This window comes from Geminicoccus flavidas (assembly GCF_009806515.1).
Classification (GTDB): Bacteria; Pseudomonadota; Alphaproteobacteria; order Geminicoccales; family Geminicoccaceae; genus Geminicoccus; species Geminicoccus flavidus.
In genome coordinates this window covers 1-3,095 of record NZ_WUJP01000373.1, presented here as the reverse complement: position 1 = coordinate 3,095, position 3,095 = coordinate 1, and the positions used below count along the sequence as shown (strand labels likewise).

Genomic DNA, 3,095 nt, shown 5'->3' with positions numbered 1-3,095 from the left:
CCGGCCGGCCGCGCCCTGTTCCTGACCTGCGACATCGCCGAGCGGGCACCGGCCTTCTTCGGCATGGCGGCCGCCGCGAAGGCCGGGCTGGAGGCGCTGGTCGGCGCCTGGGCGGCCGAATTGCGCCGGAGCACGGTGGGCGTGAGCCTGATCGATCCGGGCCGGGTCGCCGGCACGCGGACCGAGATCCGACGCTATCCGGGCGGCTCCGCAATGCCGCTGCCGTCGGCGGCGGAGATCGCCGAGCGCCTGCTGGCCACGCTCGCGCGCCCGCCCTTGCCGGTCGGCGAGGTGGAGCGGCTTCAGCCCCAGAACACGCCCTAGTCGCGGGCGTAGGGGTTCTCGCCGCGGCGGGCGTGCAGGCGCAGCGGCACACCCGGCAGGTCGAGGGCCCGGCGCAGGCTGTTGGCCAGGTAGCGCAGATAGTGGTCGGGCACGTCGGCCGGGTCCAGGTTCTGGAACAGGACGAAGGTCGGCGGCCGGCTGGCAGTCTGGGTGATGAAGCGGATCTTGAGCCGCCGCCCGCCTACCTGCGGCGGCTGGTGCTCGGCCAGCGCGTCCTGGAGCCAGCGGTTCAGCTTCGCCGTGGTGATCCGCCGGTTCCAGCGCTGCACGGTCTTGAGCACGGTCGGCAGGAGCTTGCTCACCCCCTGGCCGGTGCGGGCCGAGATCGGCACGGTCTCGAGCCCGGGTGCCTGGGCCAGCTTGTCCTCCAGGCGCTCACGGATCGCCTGGAGCGTCTCCTTGGGCGTCTCGACCAGGTCCCACTTGTTGATGGCGACCACCAGGGCCCGGCCCTCGCGCAGCACGAGGTCGGCTATCGTCAGGTCCTGAACCTCCAGGGGCTGGGTGGCGTCCACCACCAGTACCGCGGCATGGGCGAACTTGAGCGCCTGGACGGTGGCGGAGACCGAGATCCGCTCCAGCCGCTGCTCGATCCTGGCCTTGCGCCGCAGCCCCGCCGTGTCAATCAGCTCGAACGAACGGCCCTGCAGCGTGACCGGCAGTGCCACCGAATCGCGGGTGAGCCCCGGCTCCGGCCCCGTCAGCATCCGCTCGTCACCCACCAGCCGGTTGATCAGCGAGGACTTGCCGACATTGGGCCGGCCGATCACCACGAGCTTGACTGGCTTGCCTGCACCCAGCTCCGGCCCGGCCGCTGACTCGGCGGGCAGTTCGGCCGGCTCCGACAGGGCCGGCGCCGCGTCATCCTGCTCTTCCTCGTCCGCTTCCTCGGGCAAGCGCGCCTGGATCACCTGGAAGAGGTCGGCCATGCCGTCGCCATGCTCGGCGGAAATCAGCAGCGGCTCGCCCAGGCCCAGCGACCAGGCCTCTGCGGCGTCGATCTCGGCCTGGCGGCCCTCGCACTTGTTGGCCAGGACCACGATCGGCTTCTTCGTGCGCTGCAGGAGCCGGGCGACCTCGTGGTCGAGCGGCGTCAGGCCGGCGCGGGCGTCGAATAGGAACAGGCCGAGATCGGCCTCCTCCAGCCCGGCCAGGGTCTGGGCGCGCAGCCGGCCTTCCAGGCTGTCGTCGGGGCCTACGTCCAGGCCGGCCGTATCGATCACCCGGAACCGGAGGTGGCCGATCCGGCCCTGGCCCTCCAGCCGGTCGCGGGTCACGCCCGGCTGGTCGTGGACGATCGCCTGGCGGCGGCCGACCAGCCGGTTGAACAGGGTGGACTTGCCGACATTGGGCCGGCCGAGAATGGCAATGGTGAACACGGTTCTGGCGTCGTCCTGCCGGCGAAGGGGCCTTGCTGTCAGCGGAAGGCGTGCAGCGTACCGTCGTCGGTCAAGAGATAGATAGTGCCGTCCGCCACAATCGGCGGCTGGCGGATCGGCGCACCGACGTCGATCTGCTGGAGGATCGTGCCGTCGAAGGGGGAGAGTGCCACCAGTTCGCCATCGGAGCTACCGGCCAGTAGCCGGCCGCCAGCCAGCACCGGCCCGTGCCACTTGATCAGCTCGTCGCCGGACGTGTCGTCCTCGCGCTGGCGGGGCAGGCCGCTCACCCAGCGGACTTGGCCGGTCTGGCGCAGCATCGCCACGACCTCGCCGCGGTCGCTCATCAGGTAGACGAAGTCGCCGGCGGGCCAGGGGGTCTGCTCGGTGGCGACGGTCAGGTCGAACAGCCGGCTGCCGGTCTGCAGGCTGAAGGCCGCGACCTCGCCGCCCGTGCCGCCCACGAACACCCGCTCGCGGTCGATCACCGGCAGGCCGTCAATGTCGCTGATGGCCGCGATCGCCAGCGTGCGGCGCGGCCGGAGCACCGTTTCGCTCCAGATGGGGATGCCGGTCTCCAGTGAGAGCGCGTTCACCTCGCCGGAGGAGTAGGGCACGATCACGATGCCCTGGGCGGCCGCCGGGGTGGAGCCGCCGAGCGTGGCCGCGATCTCGCCGGGCGCGGTATGCTGCCAGACGAGTTCGCCGCTCTGCGCGTCCAGCGCAAACGACTGGTTATCGGCGCTGATCAGCAGCACCAGCCCCTCGGCGACGGCCGGCGAGCCGCGCAGCGGTGCGCCCAGGCTCTGGCGCCAGATCTCCTGGCCATTGCCGGCGTCCAGCGCCAGGATGATGCCCTTGGTGGTGGCCACGTAGAGCCGCCCGTCGCCATAGGCGATGCCACCGCCATTGAGCCGGTCGGCATCGGGCAGGCCGTCCGGCGACACGCTCCAGCGCGTCCGCCCGGAGCCTGCGTCGATGGCGGAGACCTGGATGCTGCCGTCCACGGCGAAGATCGTGCCGTCCGCGACCACGGGCGGATTCAGGAACGCATCCTCGCCGGCGCCGCTGCCGATCGACACCGACCAGGCAGGCGAGAGCGTCGCGGGTGCCGCTAGGTGGTGGAGCGCATGGCTGGGGTCGCCGCCGGCCTGGGGCCAGTCGCGGTTGCGCACCGGCTCCGGCAGGGTGATCTCGAGGCTGGCGAGGCTGGGATCGGCCTTGATGCCCTGGTCCAGCAGCAGCACCGGCCGGCGCTCGCCGGGCAGGCGGGGCTTCTCGTCCTCGGCCCACCAGCCGCAGCCGGACAGGAGGGTGGCGAGCAGGAGGGCGGAGCCGAGCAGGGTGCGCCGGGAGGCGGGGGACGGGCGA

At 72.1% G+C, this 3,095-nt stretch carries 2 protein-coding genes and 1 pseudogene; 1 reads left to right on the top strand and 2 read right to left on the bottom strand.

Translation table 11 applies throughout. The features are described 5' to 3' along the window. Nucleotides 1-324: pseudogene (locus EQG76_RS10570) on the top strand (SDR family NAD(P)-dependent oxidoreductase); the annotation flags it as partial. Here EQG76_RS10570 and der read toward each other — a convergent pair. Continuing rightward, nucleotides 321-1,724: a ribosome biogenesis GTPase Der gene (der, locus tag EQG76_RS10565; RefSeq protein ID WP_159713159.1), complete on the bottom strand. Its 1,404-nt coding sequence runs from the start codon at nucleotides 1,722-1,724 to the stop codon at nucleotides 321-323. The pseudogene EQG76_RS10570 and the gene der overlap by 4 nt on opposite strands. A 38-nt stretch (nucleotides 1,725-1,762) precedes the next feature. Continuing rightward, on the bottom strand, nucleotides 1,763-3,095 hold a 1,333-nt coding region (locus EQG76_RS10560), incomplete at its 5' end, for an outer membrane protein assembly factor BamB family protein (protein ID WP_159713157.1).